Source organism: Frankia sp. CcWB3 (assembly GCF_977927595.1).
Genome location: NZ_CDWRCK010000376.1, coordinates 1 through 2954 on the forward strand (window position 1 = coordinate 1; position 2954 = coordinate 2954).

5 protein-coding genes are annotated in these 2954 nt (G+C 64.8%); all 5 read right to left on the bottom strand.

Going from position 1 to position 2954, the window contains the following annotated elements; all coding sequences use genetic code 11:
- Positions 1-293 precede the first annotated feature (293 nt).
- The 5 genes from ACY5KJ_RS19310 to ACY5KJ_RS19330 all read right to left on the bottom strand — a co-directional run bounded on the left by ACY5KJ_RS19310 (position 294) and on the right by ACY5KJ_RS19330 (position 2662).
- On the bottom strand, positions 294-1058 hold the full coding sequence (locus ACY5KJ_RS19310; protein ID WP_462189294.1) for an SDR family NAD(P)-dependent oxidoreductase: 765 nt from the start codon (positions 1056-1058) through the stop codon (positions 294-296).
- 250 nt (positions 1059-1308) lie between these two features.
- Positions 1309-1458 carry a hypothetical protein gene (locus ACY5KJ_RS19315; RefSeq protein ID WP_462204033.1) on the bottom strand — a complete coding sequence of 50 codons (150 nt, stop codon included), beginning with the start codon at positions 1456-1458 and terminating at the stop codon, positions 1309-1311.
- 94 nt (positions 1459-1552) lie between these two features.
- On the bottom strand, positions 1553-2062 hold the full coding sequence (locus tag ACY5KJ_RS19320; protein ID WP_462189295.1) for a DUF4143 domain-containing protein: 510 nt from the start codon (positions 2060-2062) through the stop codon (positions 1553-1555).
- Between the two features lie 39 nt (positions 2063-2101).
- Complete coding sequence (locus ACY5KJ_RS19325; protein WP_462189296.1) at positions 2102-2437, bottom strand: hypothetical protein; 336 nt, start codon at positions 2435-2437, stop codon at positions 2102-2104.
- A gap of 48 nt (positions 2438-2485) precedes the next feature.
- Positions 2486-2662: a hypothetical protein gene (locus ACY5KJ_RS19330; protein ID WP_462189297.1), complete on the bottom strand. Its 177-nt coding sequence runs from the start codon at positions 2660-2662 to the stop codon at positions 2486-2488.
- Between the last annotated feature and the right edge of the window lie 292 nt (positions 2663-2954).

Here is a 2954-nt window from a genome sequence, read left to right on the forward strand (position 1 = left end):
CAGGCCCTAGGGGGACGGCCGCCGAGTAGCCGGCCGTCGCGTAACGAGAACCGCCACCGAGGTGGATGCCACATCCGCCACCCAGCAGGCCACGACTTCACTATTTGTTGGGAACTTGGCCGTTTCGTTGTGGCACGTGGCTAATCTTGATGGCTCATACCTCGCCCAACGACTGAGTGGATAGACGGGCCACCGCTACCAGCAGCGGGGCTCTTCCCGAACCCCGGCCCTTCCTCCCGGAGGAGGGGTCCGCCGCCGGCGGTGGGCGCCGGGGGTTCCCGCGCGACACGGTGTCAGCCGACCTGCTCGGTGGGCCGCATGAGTAGTTCGTTGATCGCGACCCGCCGCGGCCGGGTGACGATGTAGGCGACGGCGTCCGCGATGTCCTCGGACTGCATCGGCTCGATGTCGGCGATGCGGCGCATGACGATGTTCCGGATCTCCTCGCGGATGTGGGACCTCAGCTCGGTCTCGACGGAGCCCGGTTCGACCACCGAGACGCGCACGTGCCGGGCGGTGACCTCTTGGCGCAGCGACTCGGTGAACGCGTTCACCCCGAACTTGGTGAGGTTGTAGATGCCGGCGCCCATGGTGGCGTGCCGCCCCGCCACTGAGCTGATGTTTACCAGGTCCGCGACCTGGCGGGGGCCGTCGTCCGCGGCAGTGAGCAGATGCGGCAGCGCTGCATGGGTGACGTACAGCAGGCCCTGCAGGTTCAGGGCCACCATCCGGTCCCACTCCTCGGTCGGCGCGTCGAGGATCGGCCCGGGCAGCATGATCCCAGCGTTGTTGACGACGGTATCGAGCCGACCGAGCTCCGCCACGGTGCGCTTCACCGCGTCGACGGCCTGGGCCTGGTCGGTGATGTCCAGCGGGAGGGGGAGGGCGGTGCCGCCGGCGCCGGTGATGTCGGCGGCGAGGCGCTCGAGCCGGTCGCCGCGCCGCGCGACCAGCGCCATCGCGGCGCCGTGCCGGGCCAGCTCGCGGGCGGTCGCCTCACCGATGCCGCTGCTCGCACCGGTCACCAGGGCAACGGTGCCGTCCAGCCGTTCGCTCATGTGTACGCGCTCCTGAGTCGTGGGCGAAGTCGCCGGGTCGGTCAGCGTGGTCAGACGCCTTACCCGGAGCGGCTGGAAGGCGGTGTCGCGGCCGGCCGCACGAACCGGTGGAACCCGGCGACAGGCACTGTCCGGTCATGCTGGGCGAAGCCTACTGGAACGATCTCGCTTCCGTGGACAGCGAAGTCGAGATTCCCCGTCCATAGGGAAGGATCGTCATGGGGTCAGCTCGCCGGACGGCTGGGGGTCACTACCAGTGAGGCGGCGGCGTCCGTGGTGTCCGTGGACGCCGGGGTGCCGATGTTCTCCCCGATCGCGGGGCAGCCGGACCAGTCGTATAGTCGATCCTGTGCTCTAAGGGGACGTAATGAAGTAACAAATACGTGATCGAGAGCATCATCGCAGGCCACAGGCCTGTGGAGGGTTCGAAACGTGCAAGTTATTTCATTTCGACTCCTAAGCCGTTCTGAGCCGAAGACAGAGCGAGATCCGTTCTAACCCCACAGTGTGCATATCGGTGCGGCGAAGATCTTCGGGTCGAGTTGATACAGTCTCGGCCCGGTGTGTAGTACCACACCGGCGATGAAGCGTTCACCGAGTTCATCTCGTAGCCACGTCAGATGACGTACCGAATTCTTGCCGGGCGCCGCGTCGGCCTTCACTTCGATTCCGATCACCTGCTCGGCGCCGAGCTCGGCGAGAATGTCAACCTCGTGGCGTCCGGCCTCCTGCCGCAGGTGGTGAAGGCGGGCTCTACTAGAGCCGGCTGGAAGCTCGGCCCGAACCTGCGCGGCCACAAAGGTGTCGAGGACCCGACCGAGGAGATCGCCGTCTCGGAGCGTCGCGTTGACGTCGAGGCGAAGGGCAGCGCCGATCAGTCCGGGATCGACGACGTACTTCTTCGTCGTCCGGACAAGCCGCTTGAGTCGGTTCGTCGTCCATGCAGGAAGCGCCTCGACTATGGGGACGTAATGAAGTAACAAATACGTGATCGAGATCATCATCGCAGGTCACAGGCCTGTGGAGGGTTCGAAACGCGCAAGTTATTTCATTTCGACTCCTATGAGCAGGTTGCTTAGTAGGTGATCATATGCGTCGGCGGTCTTCGCGTTGATTCCGGCGGTTTCGTACAGCGTCTTGCTGTTCACTACACCGGCGGAGTTCAGAGTCAGGACCTCGAAGTATCGTCGTAGGCGATACGGGTCACGGTTCTCATGGAGAATTTCGACGTCACGGGTGAGAAGCTGATCCAGGTAGCTTTCCAGCCAGTAGCCGCGGGTGCGGTCCGAGAGGTGCAGTGCGGCTTCGGGGAATCCGCTTCGCAGGGCCATCTCGACGTAGCCGCGAAGGTCTGGTGCGCCTGACGGCACGACCAGCAAATCCGCGCCGCTTGTCGCGATCCGATCAAGGAAGGTCGGCCTGTCGACTCAGCCGATGATCTCTCGTATGGTGAGACCGGTCATAGGCACTCTTACCAGGCGGCCGGTGCCAGGCCAGTTGTCGGCTTCGAGATCCGTTCGTACGGAGCCGGCGACGATGAAGCGGCCGGGCCGGGGCTCGGAATCGACCGCACGTTTGATCGCGCCGAGCACCGTCGGAACCATCTGCCACTCGTCCAGTCTGGAAGTCCGCGGAGAGCGGCGTCGGGATCCGCGGTGAACGCGACAGCCTCGCGTGGTTGATCGAGACGGATAACTGTGCGGGCATGCCGGGCCGCTGTCGTGGTCTTGCCGGTGGCCCGCGGCCCGACGACCAGTAGTGCCGGCAGTTCCTGCAGAAGATCACGGATCAGGCCGTCGACGAGCCGTGGGAGGTAGGGCCGATTCATGATCGAAGACTACCAACTTCACGCACTGGCTAGTACCAACCTCCCGCAAATACTGGTCCTAGGGCCTG